A 16,047-nucleotide genomic window follows, 5' to 3' on the forward strand; every position below is an offset into this window, starting at 1 on the left:
CGATCAAGAGGTTCGCGTCAGTCGGAGGCAGCTCCGGTGACGCGAACCTCTTGATCAACCCACGGAAGGGGCGGGGGAGGTCAGCGGACCATGGAACCGACCACGGGCTTGGTCAGCAGCGCCGACTGGTTGCGCTGGATGCCCGGGTCGAGGGTCTTGGCGACGAAGATGGCGTGCCAGATGCAGAAGATCAGCACCGTCCACACCTTGCGGGAGTGGTCCGCCTCCTCCCGCTTGTGCTCCTCCAGCAGCCGCATCGCGTACGACAGGTCGAGCAGTTCGCCGGCACCGGAGGTGGAGAGCACCCAGCGGGCCCACTCGTACATCTCGCCGCGCAGCCAGACCCGGGTCGGGGTCGGGAAGCCGAGCTTGCGCCGGTTGACGATGGCCGGGGGCACCACACCCTGCAACGCCTGGCGCATCGCGTACTTGGTGGCGTCGGAGCGGGGCGGCAGCTTCAGGTCGACCGGAATGCCGGCGGCCACCTCGAAGACGTCGCGGTCGAGGAAGGGCACCCGGACCTCCAGCGAGTGCGCCATCGAGATCCGGTCCGCCTTGACCAGGATGTCGCCGCGCAGCCAGGTGTAGAGGTCGACGTACTGCATCTTGGTGACGTCGTCCAGCTCGGTGCACTCGGCGTAGATCGGGGCGGTGACGTCGGTGTAGCGCACCGAGGGGTCGTACCGGCGCAGCAGGTGCTGCTTCTCCTCCTCGGTGAACATCCGGGCGTTGCCGTAGTAGCGCTGCTCGATCGGGGTGGTGCCGCGCTCCAGGAAGCTCTTGCCCTTGACGCCCTGCGGAATGGCCTTCGACACCGCCCGCAGGCCCTTCTGCACCCCGTCGGGCAGACCGTTGACGCCGCTCAGCGAAAGCGGCTCGCGGTAGATGGTGTAGCCGCCGAAGAACTCGTCGGCCCCCTCGCCGGAGAGCACCACGGTGACGTGCTCGGCGGCCTTCTTGGCGACGAAGTAGAGCGGCACCAGTGCCGGGTCGGCGACCGGGTCGTCCAGGTGCCAGACGATCTTCGGCAGCGCCTCGATCATGTCCTGCGGACCGATCTTCGTCGGGATGGTGGTCACCCCGAGGTGCCGGGCCGACTCCTGGGCGACGTCGATCTCGGAGTAGCCCGGGACGTCGTACCCGACGGTGAAGGTCAGGATGTTCGGGTTGAACTCCCGGGCCAGGGCCACCACGGCGGTGGAGTCGATGCCGCTGGAGAGGAAGGAGCCGACCGGCACGTCCGAGCGCATGTGCATCCGGACGCTCTCCCGCAGCGTCTCCCGGATCTGGTGGTAGAGGCGCTGCTCGTCGGAGACCGGGGCGGGCCGGAACACCGGGCGGTACCACCGCCGCACGTCGATCCGGCCACCCGGCGTCCAGGTGAGGTACTCGCCCGAGCCGATCCGGCTGATGCCCTGGTGCAGGGTGCCGGGCTCCGGGACGTACTGGAGGGTCAGGTAGTGCGAGAGGTTGGCGGCGTCCACTCCGGCGTCCCCGGCGTACGCGGACTGCGCGAACGGCAGCAGCGCCTTCTTCTCGGAGGCGAGGTAGAGACCGTCCATGGTCTCCAGGTAGTGCAGCGGCTTGATGCCGAAGTGGTCCCGGGCACCGAAGGCCCGCCGCTCCTGCCGGTCCCAGATGACGAAGGCGAACATGCCGCGCAGCCGGGTGAGCACCTGCTCGCCCCAGTAGTGGTAGCCGGCGACGATCACCTCGCCGTCACCCGCCGTGGCGAACTGGGCGCCGAAGTTGCGGATCAGCTCCTCGCGCAGCTCGATGTAGTTGTAGATCTCACCGTTGAAGGTGAGAAGGTACCGGCCGCCCGCGTAGGGCAGCGGCTCGTGGCTGGACGCCACGTCGATGATGGCGAGCCGCTTGTGGGCGAACACCCCGTCCGCGTACCGGCCGGTGGCGTCACCGACCAGCTCGACACCGGTCTCGTCCGGCCCGCGGTGGTGCAGGCATTCCAACGCTCCGGCGATGGCGTCGCGGTGCGCGCCGGCGTCGCCGCGCGCGCTGAAAAAGGCCAGGAGTCCGCACATGTTGGCCATCTTTCCACGCGCCTGAACGCTCCGTCGCGGCACCACGGGCTCTCCCCGTGCCGGGTCCGCGCGGTACCGTCTGCGTCAGCGACGCCACCGGAGGGAGCGGATCATGGCTGAGAAGCAGACCGACACGACGCCGACGGACGGCACCGAATCGCACGACCCCGATTTCCCGGAGGCCTTCCTGGCCTTCATGCGCCAGGGCTGGCGGGACACCACCCTGCCGGTGGGTCCGCGCCCCGAGGTGCCCAACTACGCCAAGCGGCGGGCCGCGCTCTCCGCGTCCTTCCCCGGCGAGACGCTGGTCATCCCGACCGGCGGTGAGAAGGTGCGCGCCAACGACACCGAGTACCGCTTCCGCCCCGGCAGCGACTTCGCCTACCTGACCGGCGACCACGCCCCGGACAGCGTGCTGGTGCTGCGGCCCAACGGGTCCGGTCACGACGCGGTCCTCTACATGCGGCCCCGCTCCTCGCGGGAGACCGACGAGTTCTTCCGGAGCCGACACGGCGAGCTGTGGGTGGGGCGGCGGCACACCCTGGCCGAGAAGTCGAGCGAACTCGGCCTGCCCACCGCCGACCTGACCGAACTGGACGCGGTGCTGGCCGATTCCGCCCCCGGGCGCACCCGGGTGCTGCGGGGCTTCGACGCCCGGGTGGACGCGGCGGTGCGCCGGTGGGACGGCGCACGCGCCGAGGGGCAGCCGGGCCGGGACCGGGAGCTGGCCGTCGCGATCTCGGAGCTGAAGCTGGTCAAGGACGAGTGGGAGATCGCGCAGCTCCAGGACGCGATCGACGCGACCGTCCGGGGCTTCGAGGACGTCGCCCGGGTGCTCCCGGCCGACCGGGGGGTGTCCGAGCGGCTGCTGGAGGGGATCTTCGCGCTGCGGGCCCGCCACGACGGCAACGACGTGGGGTACGGCTCGATCGTCGGGGCCGGCGAGCACGCCACGATCCTGCACTGGGTGCACAACCACGGCACCACCCGCCCGGGTGAGCTGCTGCTGATGGACATGGGGGTGGAGAACCGCCACCTCTACACCGCCGACGTCACCCGGGTCCTGCCGGTGGGCGGCCGGTTCACCGACCTCCAGCGTCAGGTCTACGACGTCGTGTACGCCTCCCAGCAGGCCGGCATCGAGGCCATCCGGCCCGGGGCGAAGTTCAAGGACGTCCACCGGACCTGCATGCGGGTGCTCGCCGAGGGGCTGGCCGACCTGGGTCTGCTGCCGGTGAGCGTGGACGAGGCGATGGACGAGAAGTCGACCATCTACCGGCGCTGGACGCTGCACGGGTTCGGGCACATGCTCGGCATCGACGTGCACGACTGCGCGAACGCCCGCAAGGAGGTGTACCGCGACGGCGCCCTCGGTGAGGGGTTCGTCCTCACCGTCGAGCCGGGGCTCTACTTCCAGCCCGAGGACGACCTGGTGCCGGAGGAGCTGCGCGGCATCGGCATCCGGATCGAGGACGACGTCCTGGTGACCGCCACCGGCGCGGTGAACCTCTCGGCGGGCCTGCCCCGGCGGTCGGACGAGGTGGAGAACTGGCTGGCCGAGCAGCGGGAGGCGGGTCCGCGCCTGCCCGGCTGACCGCACGACCTGACCCGACGGACCCCGCCGTCGGTGCCCGGATGTCCCGGGTACCGGCGGCGGGGTCCGCCGTTTCGGCGGCCGGACCTCGATCTGTGGCGTTTCCTGGGGAAAGCAACACTCTGGGGCGATCCTTCTCCTACGGTGTGTTCGGAAACTTCTTCCCGTTCGGGGCGGTCCGAACGGTCATTTACGATCCGTCCGGACCGCCCTGTTCCTGCCCTTACCGCACACCTCACCGTGGGCGTGGGGGTTTGTCGTCGGGCGCCCTGCGGTGTACCGGCTGATCCACATATAGCGAGGGCGGCCCCTCTCCGGAACGCGACGGAGGCTGGGGCCGCCCGCCGTGGTTTCCGTACGCGCCCGCACCGAACGTCCTCGCACGCCGGAAAGCTCCGAAATGTGGGCTATTTTCAGATTAGCCCACATAGCGAGGAAACTTCTCATACGGTGTGGTTCAGCAGCTACAACCGATTTGTAGCGAAGGACGCCTCGCCATGGCGGAGCGACCTTGTCTGGTACGAGGAGAGGGCAGAGAGCTCCGATGTCCAACTACCTTGGAAAGAATGAGGAGGCCGCCCCGCAGGCGGTGCCACCGAGGAACCGCCGTCGGCTGTGGTTGGCCACCGGCGCTGCGGGCCTGGCCGGCGTGGTGGGTCTGGGTGCGATCGGCGGCGCCGCGGTCGCCGGGACGCCCAGCCTCGCCGCCTTGAACTGGGCGAACGCCCAGTCGATTCTGACCGGTGACGGCATGTCGTCGGAGGGTGGCCACAAGGACGACAAGGGCCACAAGGGGAAGGGCCACGAGGGCAAGGGCCACGACGGAAACGGCGACCGGCGCGGCCAGAACGGCCAGAGCCAGAACCGTCAGGGCCAGAACGGCCAGGGACAGAACGGTCAAGGCCAGAACCGGCAAGGGCAGAACGCCCAGGGGCAGCAGGCCACGGCGGTGCCGTGCAACCGCGACGCGCTCTTCGCGGCGATCAACCAGGCCAATGCGCGCCAGGGTGGCACGCTGCGGCTGGCCGCCGAGTGCACGTACGAACTGCGCTCGGCCACCGGCTCCAACGCTCTCCCGCCGATCACCAGCCGGATCACCATCCTCGGGGAGCGGTCGATCATCGAGCGCGCCTACAGCCTGCCCAACGCCGGCACCTCCCTGTTCCGCTTCTTCGAGGTCGCCAACGGCGGACACCTGACCCTGCGAGACCTGACCCTGCGCAACGGGATGGTGTCCGGGACGGAGCGCGGCGGAGCGATTTCGGTGCAGGCCGGCGGCGAGGCCGTCATCGAGAACAGCACGCTGACCGGCAACAGCGCCCTGGGAGCCGCCGGCACCGGTGGCGCCGTCGAGAACGCCGGGATCACCACGCTCCGCAACACCAAGCTGGCTCTGAACAACGCGGCCAGTGGGGGTGGCGCCCTCCGCAGCGCCGGCGTCCTGGTCGTGGAGAAGAGCCTGTTCGAGGCCAACAAGTCGATTGCGCCGGTCACCACCGGCGACAACCGCGGCGGGGGTGCCATCGAGAGCGCCGGCACGGCGACCATCCGGGAAACCAGGTTCCTCGGCAACGAGAGCGGTGGCAACGGCGGCGCCCTGCACACCAGGGGCGGCGCAGCCGACATCGCCAACTCCCAGTTCACCGGGAACACCGCCGCGGCCTCCGGTGGCGCGATCGCCAACGAGGGCGGCACCCAGCTCCGGATGCGGGAGGTCACGCTGCTGGAGAACACCGCGGCGGCGGTGGCCGGGGCGAACCGGGGCGGCGGCGGGATCTTCAACGGCACCGCCAGCACGGTGACCGCCCTGAGCGGGGTCCGGCTGACCGGCAACAGCGCCAGCCTGGGCGTCGGCGGCGGGGTGTCCAACCTCGGCGACCTGTCCGTGAGCGGTGGCGTGTTCACCGGCAACCAGGCCGGCACGACCGGCGGGGGCATCCACAACGGCCCTACCGGCGAGGTCAGCCTGCTGGGTACCAACGTCACCCTGAACCAGGCCCGGATCGCCGGCGGCGGCATCCACCACCTGGCGGAGGCCGGGACGGCCACCGTCGACCTCCAGTCGCGGGTGACCGGCAACAACTCGACCAACTGCGCCGGCAGGGCGATTCCGAACTGCCAGGGCTGAACGGCAGGTGACGCCCGGTACCGGCACCAGCCGGGGCGAGACGATCCGGCCCCGTCCGCGTGGTCCCCAGGACCACCCGGACGGGGCCGGACGACGTACGGATCACCGGAACTCGGGCCTGTCCCGCCACTGCCGGCGGGACAGGCCCGTTCGGTCACCGCTGGACGAAGACCGCCACGCTCCGCGCCGGAACGGTGAACGTGCCGCCGGCCCGGTCGAACGAGGCGGTACGCAGCACCGGATCCGCCGAGTTCCGCAGTACCGGATGCAGCGACACGTCCGCGCCTCTGAGGCCGCTGACCTGCTGCTTCGCCGCCTGCGGGGTGGTGTTGAAGACCACGGTCACCGACGTCCACTGGCGGTCCAGGCCGCGACCGTCGAGCGTCATGGTGAGCACACCCGGGGTCTCCTGCGGACCGGAGAGCGGGAAGGCCACCCGCTTCTGCACCTCGCGGGCGTCGGTCAGCCCGAACACCGGCGACGAGGCCCGCACACGCAGCATCTCGGCGTACCGGGCGTCGGTCAGGTTCACCGCCGCGCAGTCCGGCACCAACGTCGCATCGGCCAGCAGCGGCTTCGCGTACGGCCACTTGTCCTGGTTGTCCGCCGCCGGGGGCAGGCCGGCGCCGAACCCGTTGCCCTGGGTGCAGTCCCACCGGATCTGGTTGAACCAGTCACCGGAGTTGTACGAGTTGCGGTCCAGCGACTTCGACCGCAGCCGCTCGGTACCGGTGGTGACGAAGCCGCTCCCCTGCCCGAGCACCACCGTGGAGAGGGCGAGCACCTGCATCCGGGCCCGGTCCGTCATCGGGGTGTCCTGCGGCAGCTTGTACGCCAGCGCGTCGTACAGGATCTCGTTGTCGTGCGCGTCGACGTAGGTCACCGCCTCCCCCGGCGCGGCGGTGTAGCCGGCCGGCGAGCCGTTGTAGTCGACCTGCGCGCCGGTCACCGTCCGACCCGAGGTGTCGGTGAACCGGTAGCCGGCGAGGTTGCCGACCAGACCGACCTTGATCTGGTCGTGGGAGTGCAGCAGCCGGGCGCGCTGCTGCTCGGCGGTGCCGTTGACCGGGTCGCCGTTCGGGTCGGTGAACAGTCCGGAGGCGAAGCCCTGCACGCGCGGGTTGGCGTCGAACGGCCCGCCGCCGCGCACCGCGTCGCGGAGCCGGTCGTTGAAGGTGCCGATGCCGGTGCCGGCCATGTTGGCCTGGGTGGCCTGGACGAACCGGGCGTCGTTCGCCACCTCGCCGAAGTTCCAGCCCTCGCCGTAGAGCAGGATCGACTTCCCGTCCACCCCGTCCCGAACGACGGTCAGCTTGTCCAGCGCGCGACGCACGTCGAGCATGTTCGCCTTCGGGTGGTGACCCATCAGGTCGAACCGGAAGCCGTCCACCTTGTACGCCCTGGCCCAGGTGACGATGGAGTCGACCACGAGCTTGCCCATCATGGCGTGCTCCGGGGCGGTGTTGGCGCAGCAGGTGGAGTTGGCGACCGTGCCGTCCTCCAGCAGCCGGTGGTAGTAGCCGGGCACCACCTGGTCGAGCACCGACTTGGGGTCGGTGCCGGCGGCCGAGGTGTGGTTGTAGACCACGTCCATCACGACCCGCAGGCCGGCGGCGTTGACCCCGGCGACCATCTGCCGGAACTCGGTGGTCCGCGCCGCACCGCTCGGGTCGACGGCGTACCCGCCCTCGGGGACGGTGTAGTGCAGCGGGTCGTACCCCCAGTTGTAGCCGTCGGTGTCGGCGACCCCGGCGACGCACTTCTGCTGCTGGTCGGAGTCCGGCGGCAGCTTCGCCAGGTCACAGGCGGGCTGCTTCTGCTCGCTGCGCCGCTCGGGGATGGTGGCGAAGTCGAACGCGGGCAGCAGGTGCAGGTGGGTGACCCCGGCGGCGCCGAGCTTGCGCAGGTGGGTCATGCCGGCGGTGGCCGGGTCGGTGAAGGCGAGGAAGGTGCCCCGCCGCCGCTCCGGCACGGTGTTGTCGGCGATGGAGAAGTCCCGCACCGACAGTTCGGTGATCTGCACCTTCGACGACGGCACCGCCGCCGGCTTGCGCAGCTTCGCCCAACCGGCCGGGGTGAGCGCCGGGTCGGCCAAGTCGACGATCAGGCTGTGCGTGGAGTTCGGCGCGAGCGCCACCGAGTACGGGTCGGTCACCGAGGCGGTGACCAGCTTCTGCGCGACGGGCTGCCAGGCCTGCACCCGGTAGCGGTAGTACTTTCCGGTCCAGGACCGCTCGCCGCGCACCGACCAGACGCCGGTGCGGTCGTCCCGGCGCATCGGCACGACGCGCGGTTCCCCCGTCGGCTGGTCGAACAGCTCCAGCGCGACGGTGCGGGCGGTGGGCGCCCAGACCGCCAGCGACGGACGGGAGCCGTCGAAGGTCGGACCGAGCTTCGCCGTCGTGGCCCGGGAGTAGACGTCGTCGAGGACGCCGGGGATCTGCACGGCCGTCGCACCGAGCAGCCTGCCCTCGTGGTCCCGCTCGGTCACCAGGAGCTGCCCGCGCAGCGCGGCCGGCACCCTGGCCAGGTCACGCTCGGTGAGGGTGAACGCCTGGTGGGCCCAAAGGTGCGGGAAGCGCGCACGCTGGGCCTCGGTGAGCCCGTTGCGCACCGCGGTCAGCGGCAGCGAGGTGTACGTCCCGGACAGTTCGCCGTCGACCACGGTCACCCCGCCGGCCGCAGCGGTGACCAGGGCGTACGTCTTGCCGTCGGTCGGGCCGGTGGCCCAGGCCACGGTGGACCGGTCGATCCAGTGCGCCTTCTGCTTCGTGATGTCGACGTCCTTCGCGGTGCCGCTGGTGGTCGCCGGGAGCAGCCGGCCCGGGGTGGCGGCGAGCAGCCACACCTCCCGTCCGGCGCTGGCGAAGTCGAGCCGCTGGTCCTGCGGGAGGTCCTTCTCGTCCCCCTTGTGCATGATGTAGCTCAGCCCGGTGGCCCCGGCCGCGAGCGGCACCCGGAACACCGCGCCGAACGCGTCCACCTTCGTCGGGGCGAGCGGCGACGCCCAGTCGGTCGGGTTGGCCGCCCCGTCCCAGAGGTGCAGGCCCCAGCCGTCGTAGTTACCGTCGGCCCGCCGGTAGTGGAGGAGCGCGACCCCCTCCTCGACCGGCGGCGCGGGTTCGCCGACGGCGTCGGAGTAGCTGGGGTGCACGGTGGGATCGCCCTGTTTGATCCAGACCTCCCCGGTGCGGGTGACGTCGATGGTCCGGTCCTGGGCGACGTCCTTGTTCCCGTCCTTGTCTATCACCAGGAAGCCGACGGACCGCGCGCCCGGCTTGAGCTTCACCCAGGCGAACCGGCCGTAGGCGTCCTGCCCGGCGAACGGCTGCCCCTTGGGCCACTCGGTGACGTACGCCGGGTCGATGTCGCCCCAGGCGTAGAGGCTCCAGTCGGCGTAGTCGCCGTCGGGGCGCTGGTAGTGCACGATCGCCCAGTCCCGGGAGGCCCCCTGGTCGGGGGTGCCCACCGTGGCGGTGGACCGGGTGCTCGCGGTCCGGCCCTTGCCGTCCCGGACCACGGCCTTGTACTCGATCCGCGTGCCGCCGGCCAGTCCGGTCAGGTCGTGGTACAGCGTGTACGGCGCCTGCTCGGCGGTGCCGAGCAGCGTCCACTTCCCGCCACCGACCCGGGCGGCCACCGCGACGGTGGCGAGCGGGTCCCCGGTGACCTGCGCGGATACCGCGGCCCGGGTGGCCACGGCGGCGTCGGCGGCCGGTGCGGTGATGGTGATGGTCGGGGCGGCGGCCGGCTGCGGGATCGCCGTGCCGGCCCGGTGCACCACCGCCGACAGCGGCGGCACGGTCACGGTCAGCTTCCCGTCCCCGGCGGCGGTCACGGTGCCGGTGGCCCCGTAGACACCGGTGAAGGCGGCGTTCGCCGACCAGGTGTCCACGGTGACGGTCTGCGGCGTGGCGGCGTTGTTCACCGCGACGACGTACTCGACGCGCTGCGTCGGCTGGATCCGGGAGAACGCGAAGACGCCGGGCCCGTCGGCGGCGTGCCGGGTGACCTGGACGCCGTCGCGCAGCGCCGGGTGGGCCTTCCGCAGTGCGCCCAGCTCGGCGATGGTGCGGTAGAGCGGGTGGTTCCGGTCGTACTGGTCGGCGGCGTGCGTACGGTCGGTGCCGATCAGGTCGTCGTCGAGGTAGTCGGGGGTCTTCGAGGCGAACATGTCCTGCCGGGCGTCCTTGTCGCCGCCGGGCCCGGTGAAGCCCTGCTCGTCGCCGGAGTAGACCACCGGCTGGCCCCGGGTGAGGAACATCAGCTGGTGGGCGAGCTGGTCGCGACGCAGATGGGTGTTCGGATCGGTGCCGCCTCCCGCGATGAACGAGCCGATCCGGCCCATGTCGTGGTTGCCGAGGAAGGTGGTCAGCCGGTCGGCGTCGGTGTCCCGGGAGGAGTAGAGGTCGTCGCGGGCGTACACGTCGGCGAGGGCCTTGGCCGAGCCGTTGCCGGCGGCGTACCCCCGGGCGGCCTCCTGAAATCCGAAGTCGAGGGTGGCCGGCAGGCCGCCCTGCCGGACGTAGGTGGAGGCGATCTCCGGGTCGGCGCTGTAGACCTCACCGAACATGAAGAAGTCCTTCTTGCCGGCCTTCTCGGCGGCACGCTCGACGCCCTGGGCGAACTGCGGCCAGAAGTCGAGGTTGACGTGCTTGACGGTGTCCAGGCGGAACCCGTCGACGCCGGTGCTGGCGATCCAGTCGCCGTAGACCTTGGTCAGCCCGCGCACCACCTCGGGACGCTCGGTCCAGAGGTCGTCGAGGCCGAAGAAGTCGCCGTACTCGCTGTTCTCGCCGGCGAAGGTGGAGTCGCCCCGGTTGTGGTACATCGTGGCGTCGTTCAGCCAGGCCGGGACCTTGACGGTCCGGTCCGCCTCGGTGGCGAAGGTCGGGGTGTACGGGCCGGCGTCCGCGGTCACCTTCGGGAAGTCCCGGCTGCCGTCGGCGTGGTTGCGGTCCTCGAAGGCCCGCCCCTGCGCGTCCGTGTACGGGCTGGTCTTCTTGTCCACGTACGCGTACCTGTCCTCGGCGTACCTGATGACGTCGGCGGTGTGGTTGACGATGACGTCCAGGTAGACCTTGATCCCCCGCCGGTGGGCGAGCTGGACCAGTCGCTTGAGTTCCTCGTTGGTGCCGAAGTGCGGATCGACCTGGGTGAAGTCCGTGATCCAGTAGCCGTGGTAGCCGGCCGAGACGTCGTCGCCGGTGCCCTGCACGGGCCGGTTCTTGAAGATCGGGGCCAGCCAGATCGCGGTGGTGCCCAGCCCCTGGACGTAGTCGAGCTTGTCGATCAGGCCCTTGAGGTCACCACCGTGGTAGAAGCCCTTGTCGGCCGGGTCCAGACCGGTGGTCAGCCGGTCGCCGGTCAGGCCACCACGGTCGTTGCGCGGGTCGCCGTTGGCGAACCGGTCCGGCAGGACGAAGTAGAACTGCTCGGCGCGCGCGTCGTTGGCGCCGGCGCGCAGCATCGCCTCGACGCCGGGCTCGCTGCGCCACTGCGGCGCACCGGCCGTGGCGAGGGGATCGGTGCCCCCGGTGGCGGCGGCACCGGACGGCTTCGCGGCGACGGGGGCGCCGATGAGGGTGAGGGTGAGCAGGGAAACCAGGCCGAACAGGGCCTTGGAAGGTTTTGGCGGGGGTTTCATCGACGGCCTTTCCGTGGTCGTAGATTGGCCCGCACGCTAGTCCTTGCCGAAACGTTCTGCAATAGTTTGCAAACCAAGTCGAAATATTGCGGACGGCTTGCAGGGGCCGCCGCGTCCACGGTGGCCTGTGCCGGGTGTTTGCAGGGGACCCCTCCTCGGCAGAAAGCGGTAACAGGGGTCCCCTGCTACCACCTGACGCAAGGGTCAACGGCCGCAGGGAGCGCCGTCCACCGTGCAACTCGTGGGACGGGTGACAGTGCCGGTGTCGGCGAGGTGGAACCGCAGCGACGCCGAGGCCCCGGGAGCCAGGGCGGCCCCGCTGGTGAAGGTGAAACGGGACCGGGAACCACCGGCCTCGGCCTGCGCCGATCCCTCCATCCAGGCCGACACCAGGCGGGCACCGGGCACCTCCACCCGCACCGTCCAGGATCGGGGCGCGTCGGAGGGATTGGTCAGCCGCACCTCACCGATGAACGCCCCGGAGTAGGTCTCCACCGTCCGGTAGACCCCGGTGACCCGCGTCGGCGGGGCCGGCGGGCTGAGCAACGGAAGCGGGGCCGACTCGGTGGTCGGGCTCGGACTGCGCGACGGGGTCGGGGACAGTGTGCGGGTCGGACTCGCCGACGGGGTCGGAGCAGGACGCGCCGTCCGGCTCGCCGTCGGGGCCGCGCTGCGCGACGCGGCGAAGGAGGACGCGGAGATCGCCGGCAGCGGACCGGTCGCCAGGGGCGGCACGGGTTCGGCCGACGGCCGGTTGCCGACGGCCGTGCCGAGGGCGACGCCCATCAGGACGACCATCACCAGCACACCGACCGACACCACCGCCCAGGGCGACAGCAGGGCCACAGTGGACCCGTTCCGCGCACGACGCTTCCCGGCCATGGTCCTCCCTCGTCGGTTCCCCGACCGGGAAGCCTAGTCAGCACGGCCGGCCGCCGCACCCGTCCGGGGCCGGTCGGTCGGGCGGGTGCGGGCCGGCCGGGCGGTGCCCGCCGGTGGATCAACCGGCCCGGATCACCGTGCAGATGACCGGGCCGTCGTCGGTGCCGCGCAGCAGGTAGCGGTAACGCTCGCCGGGCACCGCCTGTCCCCCGCTGTCCAGGAACTCCCACTGCACCGCCACCAGGGTCAGCAGCGGGGAGACCGGTTCCACCTGGAGGATCACCGCGTTGGCGGCCACCAGTTCGCGGTCCCGGTAGTCGGGCGCGGCGCCCACGAAGGAGAGTGCCACCGCAGCCGGCGAGCTGAACGAGAAGCTGTAGCTGTCGGCCACCACCAGGCCGGGCAGGGCGTAGCAGCCGGCGATGGAGGAGACGTCGCCGGTGGTCAGCGCCACGCCGTACCGGTCGAAGAAGTCGGTCAGCGTGCCGAGGTCGGTGGAGGCTGTCACGAGTCAGGATTTGCCGCGCGGGCGTCCGGGCAAACCTCACCGGGGCGGGATGCGCACCTCGATCTCCGCGCCGAGCGTCGCGCCCGCCTCGAGACCCAGGTCGTCACCGCTCCAGAACCGGCCCGGGTCGTACCAGTTCGGCCGCCGTCCCGGCGGGAGCAACCCCATCGCCTCGTAGGTCACGGCGACCACCTCCGCGCAGTACGCGGTCTCCAGGGAGCGGTCCGGGACGTCGCCCGCCGGGACGGGCGGTGCGGGGGCCGCCGACGTGGGACCGCGCCGGCCGGACAGCACCGGTCGGGGGATCGCCGGAACCCGGCCGCGCAGCCAGCGCCAGGCGAGCTGGGCGGTGGACGGGAAGGGGGTGCCGTCCAGCCGGGCGACGGTACGCAGCACGGCGTCCTCCATCGCCGGACCGGCGGGCGGTTCGAGCTGCCGCAGCCAGGCCCGTTGCCCGTACCGCTCGGCCCAGACGCAGACCGCGTCCCGCAGGTCGTGCAGCTGCACGCCGCGCTGGTGGGTGCCGGTCCAGAGGTCCGGCAGGGATCGGCCCAGTTCGGCGTGCCACATCAGCGGCGGCATGTCGTCCAGCACCACGGCCATGCCGACGTGGTTGACCGGACTGTTGGTGGTGAGCTGGATGGCCCGGTCCGGCACGCTGCGTCCCCGGAACACCCAGACGTCGCCGGTACGGGTCAGCTCGACCGCCTCGTCCAGGCTGATGCTCATGGGGCACTACCCTAGGCCCATGCGGCAACGGATGCAGTGGTGGAAGCTCCTCGGGCTGGCCGGTGTGGTCGGCGTCGCGGCGACCGGTGTGGTCGTCGCCCGCGCCGAACGGCGGCGCCGCGCGTACACACCGGAGGAGATCCGGGCCCGGCTGCGTGACCGGCACGCGGAGGCCACCACGAGCACGCCGGCCGACGGGGAGAGCTGAGCGGTCACCGCCGGTCGGTGACGTTACGGTGCCAGTGCCCGCCCGCCGGCGGGTTGTCCAGTCGCAGGGCGTCCACCGCGTTGCCGGCGAAGTCGTTGTCCTCGACCCGGCAGGAGACGCAGCGCCCCCGCTCGGTGATCCACAGTCCGTGCGTCTGGGTGGGCGCGGCGCGGTTGTCCCAGACCCGGTTGCCCCGCACCGTGGCCGAGTCGACGGTGGCGTTCACGGCGATCCCGGCCCGCACCACCGGCGCGGCGGGCAGGTCGTAGGCCGCACCGGGCGGCGGGACGTCCTCGTTCCAGCCGGTGGTGGTGTCCGGGCGTAGTTCGGCCAACGTCAGCTCGGTCTCGGTGTTGCCGCTCACCACCGCCCGTCGGGTGCCGACCCACACCACCTTGCCCCGGTGCCCGTCCACCGGCCAGCGCGCGGCCGGGTCGGTCAGGGACCGGTGGGCGTACCGCACCTGACCGCCGGCACCACCGGTCGCGGAGGCGCACCGGCGACCGTTGTTGCGGATCCGGTTGCCGGTGACCGTGACGTCGACCATCGGTCGGTCGACCCGGATCGCGTCCAGCCCGTTGTCCCAGAACTCGTTGCCGTCGATCGTGACGTCGGACGCCGGTCCGGTGTACCCGTGGCCGAGGTCGTGCTCGTGGTAGCCGTACGCTCCGTTCCCGCTGACCCGGTTACCGCGCACCGTGTACGGACCCGGCGTGTTGCCCATGCTGATCCCGTCCTGGACGTTGCCGTCGATCACGCAGTCGCTGACGATCCCGCCCCGACCGGCGACACCGGCGGTGCCGTTGGCGGAGACGTCGAAGCCGGCCTCCAGGTTGCCGATAAGGGTGCAGGCCGACACGATCAGCCCGTCCACGCCCCAGTCGGAGATCCCGAACCGGTTGCCCTCGCTGTGGCAGCCGACGATGCGGTAGCCGCGCGGCGGGGTCCAGTAGTCCTTCTGGAGTTCCAGGAAGATGCCGTTGGTGCCGTTGCCGACCGTGGTGCAGTTGGCGATGGTGCACCGTTCGATTCCGCCCCAACCACCGACCCCGATGCCGATGCCGGCCCCACCCATCTGCTGGCCGTTGTCCAGGCGACCGCAGCCGACCACCACCACCCCGTCGATGAGGCTGTCCTGGAGGAAGTCACAGCCGAGCCCGGTGGCTCCGGTGTGGTGGATGTAGAGGTTGCGGAACACGCCGCGGACCACGTATTGCAGGCCGAGGCCCTTGGCGAGATAGCTGTAGTCGGCCATCGCCACCCCGGAGCCGTCTATCTCGAAGTCGGCGAAGGTGCAGTCGGCGATGTGCCGGTCCCGGTCCGCGCCGTGCTGCACGGTCGTCCAGAACGCCAGCGGGGTGGGATCGGCCCGGTTGCCCTCGTTGCTCAGCAGGAACCGGGTGGCCGCCGGACCGGAGCCGACCAGGGACACCCCGCTGCGCCAGACCGTGCCGGCGTCCCGGATCGAGTAGCTCCCCGGTGGGCAGTGGATGACGCGGGGCTGGCCGTCGACGGCGTACGCGTCACCGAGGCGGTCCACCAGGGCAGCCAGCGCGGGCTGGTCGTTGGTGACCGCGTCGCCCCGGAGTCCGAACTCCCGCGCGTCGCACCACAACGGTGCTGCGGAGACCCGCGTGCGCCGCTGCGGGGCGGCGGTGGATACCCGGTACGGCACCGGACTCTCCCTTCGTCGGCCGGTCGTCGCCGACCGCTTTCCCGTCCCCGGTGTGCGGAAACACCTGGTCGGGGAAGGGGGCCGCGACCGTATGCACCGTTTGCGCCGAATGTGGTGACGCCGGTCACCGGCCGACGGGGCATGGGTGCGGGTCGCCGGCCGTTGTAACCACCGTGCGACCGCCCCGCCCCGATCCCCCGGGGAGCGGAGGCCGGAATGACCGGCCCGCCGGGTTGGTTGCACCCCTGATCGCCGCCGGACCACCTACCGGCGTTTGCACGCACCCCGAAACCCTTCCTCGCGTGGCGCCCACCCCCGGATCGCCGGGTGCCGCGTTCCCCCGAGCGAGAGGTGACGACATGCGTACCGATCTGTTCCGCAAGACCGTTCTGACCGCCGCCGGCGCCGTGTTCGCCGGTGGGATGATCGCCGCTCCGGTCGCCGCGAGCGCCGCCCTCGACACCACCTCCCACCCGACGGCGATGACCGCCGAGCGTGGGCACGACAAGGGCCAGCGGGAACTGCGTGTCCGCTACGAGGCGCAGCCGAACTTCTACTACTGCGGCCCCGCCGCCGCCCGCAACGCCCTCACCACCCTCGACCGTGACGTCTCCCAGGACGACCTCGCCCGCGA

At 71.4% G+C, this 16,047-nt stretch carries 10 protein-coding genes; 4 read left to right on the top strand and 6 right to left on the bottom strand.

Annotation, left to right across the window (positions count from 1 at the left end; all coding sequences use genetic code 11):
- Positions 1–80: 80 nt before the first annotated feature.
- Complete coding sequence (gene asnB, locus ACIBJE_RS27350; RefSeq protein ID WP_396753141.1) at positions 81–2,042, bottom strand: asparagine synthase (glutamine-hydrolyzing); 1,962 nt, start codon at positions 2,040–2,042, stop codon at positions 81–83.
- A 112-nt stretch (positions 2,043–2,154) separates the two neighbouring features.
- Between asnB and ACIBJE_RS27355 the strand changes: the two genes are divergently transcribed.
- Complete coding sequence (locus ACIBJE_RS27355; RefSeq protein ID WP_396753142.1) at positions 2,155–3,636, top strand: aminopeptidase P family protein; 1,482 nt, start codon at positions 2,155–2,157, stop codon at positions 3,634–3,636.
- 544 nt (positions 3,637–4,180) lie between these two features.
- A complete protein-coding gene (locus tag ACIBJE_RS27360) occupies positions 4,181–5,764 on the top strand; it encodes a hypothetical protein (RefSeq protein WP_396753143.1) in 1,584 nt (527 codons plus the stop codon).
- Positions 5,765–5,918: 154 nt separating this feature from the next.
- On the opposite strand, the gene pulA is transcribed toward ACIBJE_RS27360, so the two are convergent.
- The 4 genes from pulA to ACIBJE_RS27380 form a co-directional block, all read right to left on the bottom strand.
- Entirely contained in the window at positions 5,919–11,411 is a 5,493-nt protein-coding gene (gene pulA, locus ACIBJE_RS27365; protein WP_396753144.1) for a pullulanase-type alpha-1,6-glucosidase, read from the bottom strand.
- 204 nt (positions 11,412–11,615) lie between these two features.
- Positions 11,616–12,293: a cellulose binding domain-containing protein gene (locus ACIBJE_RS27370; RefSeq protein ID WP_396753145.1), complete on the bottom strand. Its 678-nt coding sequence runs from the start codon at positions 12,291–12,293 to the stop codon at positions 11,616–11,618.
- 118 nt (positions 12,294–12,411) lie between these two features.
- Positions 12,412–12,801, bottom strand: coding sequence for a hypothetical protein (locus tag ACIBJE_RS27375; protein WP_396753146.1), 390 nt, complete (start codon positions 12,799–12,801; stop codon positions 12,412–12,414).
- 36 nt (positions 12,802–12,837) lie between these two features.
- Positions 12,838–13,530: a hypothetical protein gene (locus ACIBJE_RS27380; RefSeq protein ID WP_396753147.1), complete on the bottom strand. Its 693-nt coding sequence runs from the start codon at positions 13,528–13,530 to the stop codon at positions 12,838–12,840.
- 19 nt (positions 13,531–13,549) lie between these two features.
- Between ACIBJE_RS27380 and ACIBJE_RS27385 the strand changes: the two genes are divergently transcribed.
- Positions 13,550–13,738, top strand: a complete 189-nt coding sequence (locus tag ACIBJE_RS27385) for a hypothetical protein (RefSeq protein ID WP_396753148.1) — start codon at positions 13,550–13,552, stop codon at positions 13,736–13,738.
- Positions 13,739–13,742: 4 nt separating this feature from the next.
- Here ACIBJE_RS27385 and ACIBJE_RS27390 read toward each other — a convergent pair whose 3' ends face one another.
- On the bottom strand, positions 13,743–15,413 hold the full coding sequence (locus ACIBJE_RS27390; protein WP_396753149.1) for a right-handed parallel beta-helix repeat-containing protein: 1,671 nt from the start codon (positions 15,411–15,413) through the stop codon (positions 13,743–13,745).
- A 359-nt stretch (positions 15,414–15,772) separates the two neighbouring features.
- Between ACIBJE_RS27390 and ACIBJE_RS27395 the strand changes: the two genes are divergently transcribed.
- The coding region (locus ACIBJE_RS27395; RefSeq protein WP_396753150.1) for a C39 family peptidase at positions 15,773–16,047 on the top strand (275 nt) is incomplete at its 3' end.

Origin of the sequence: Micromonospora sp. NPDC050187, assembly GCF_044459745.1 — a bacterium.
Taxonomy (GTDB): Bacteria; Actinomycetota; Actinomycetes; order Mycobacteriales; family Micromonosporaceae; genus Micromonospora.